Below are 1449 nucleotides of genomic sequence, written 5' to 3' on the forward strand. Positions count from 1 at the left end.
CACGAGAACGATGGGCGCATGCTCGGGCTCCGCGACCTGCAGATCCAGAGAACGCTTCTCTACCGCCCCGGTCGCAGCGTCCGGAGCGGCGTGTGTCACCGCCGGCAGACGAACCACAAAGGTCGTCCCCTTGCCGGCTTCGCTGGTCAGCGTCACATCGCCGCCCAGCAGCCGGCAGAAGCTCCTGGTGATGGCGAGGCCGAGCCCGGTGCCGCCATAGGCGCGGTTCGTCGATTCATCGGCCTGAGTGAAGGCCTCGAACACCTTGGCCTGCTGATCCGGCGTCATGCCGATACCGGTGTCGCGCACCTGGAACTCGATCCCGTCGCCGGCCTCGTTCGTATCGCGGAGCGCGGCCAGGGTGATCGTCCCGTTCCGCGTGAATTTGCAGGCATTGCTGAGAAGATTGAACAAGATCTGCCGCACCTTGGTCAGATCGCTGTGGATCGCGCCGACCTCGTCGGCGCAGTTCACCACGAGGACGTTGCCAGTCTTCTTGGCCAGCGCGGTGACGGTCGCCGCCACACTATCGATCATGGGCCGCAGCTCGAACGTCTCGAGATAGAGCGTCATCTTGCCGGCCTCGATCTTGGAAAGATCGAGGACGTTGTCGATCAGGCCGAGCAGATGCTTGCCGGCATCCTGGATCTTGCGCAGGTCCGCCATCTCCGATTCGCGCCCGGAACTCTGGGCGTCCTCAAACAGGATCTCGCTGTAACCGATGATCGCGTTCAAGGGCGTGCGCAGCTCATGGCTCATGCTGGCGACGAAATCCGACTTCGCGCGGGTCGCCTGCTCGCTCGCCCAGATCGCCTTGTGCAACTCGCCTTCCATGCGCTTGCGGTCGCTGATGTCGGCGAGGCCGTTGATCATCGCCGGGCGCCCCTCGAACTGGACGCGCTGCGACGCTATGAGCGCCCAGAACTCCTCGCCTCCAGCCCGCTTGAACAGCATCTCCATGCCCTCCACATGGCCCTGCTCGGTGAGTGCGCCGATGAAGCGCTCGCGATACTGCGGGTCTGCGTAGAGAGTCTTCGCTTGCACGCCCAGGGCGGGCGAACTTTCGAGCTCGAACATTTCGCTGAAGCGTTGATTGGCATACCGGATGATCCCGTCATCGAAGGTGACGATCGCCACCGCCATCGGCGCGGCCTCGGCAATGATGCGCAGCCGCTGCTCGCTCTCCTGGATCGCCTGCTCCGCCTGCTTCACGTCGGTGATGTCGGTGTAGGTCGCGACCGTGCCGCCGTCATCGGTCTTGCGCTCGTTGATCTGGATCCAGCGCCCGTTTGAGCGGCGTTGCACATGCGGGCCCTGGGGATCGCGATGCCGGGCCAGACGTTCCGCGACCCAGGCCTCGACGTGTCCCTCGGCGTCGCGGATCTCGCCGCTCGCGGCCGCATTGCGGAGGATCGTTTCGAACGATACGCCCTGATTCACGACATCGAT

Annotated in this window: 1 protein-coding gene; it reads right to left on the reverse strand. The window is 64.5% G+C overall.

The genetic code is table 11. The features are described from left to right. Nucleotides 1-1449: ATP-binding protein (locus AC5ZG5_RS46115; RefSeq protein ID WP_496165562.1), on the reverse strand; the 1449-nt coding region annotated here is incomplete at both ends.

This window comes from Bradyrhizobium sp. Ses1 (genome assembly GCF_059512365.1).